General features: G+C 74.1%; 1 pseudogene. It reads left to right on the top strand.

Annotated features, from left to right (window positions below):
* A pseudogene (locus tag ACLQ3F_RS31625) lies at window positions 1–100 on the top strand (YciI family protein); the annotation flags it as partial.
* Window positions 101–251 lie beyond the last annotated feature (151 nt).

The raw sequence follows: 251 nt of genomic DNA, 5'->3' as shown, positions 1-251 counted from the left end.
GTCGCCGAGCGGGATGTTGATTTCCCAGGCCGGCGAGTTCGTCGACGGTCAGGCACTCGCCCCGGAGGGAGCGTGGGTCCGGTACGACGGCGGTCGCCCGCGGCGCGCAGGGCGAGGGCTCGGTGCTGGGCGGCTGCCAGGGGGGAGGGATGGGACACGTGGCAATGTGGTGGCGGGGCGCCGAGCGCGAGCGCCTCGTCGGCGATGCCGGGAAACCCGCCGTCCGCAGACCAGTGCGCTGAGGTCGTCGA

This window comes from Micromonospora sp. DT15, from assembly GCF_049841475.1.
Classification (GTDB): Bacteria; Actinomycetota; Actinomycetes; order Mycobacteriales; family Micromonosporaceae; genus Micromonospora.
Note: the sequence above shows the minus strand (reverse complement) of the source record. Positions and strands in the feature narration are given on the sequence as shown.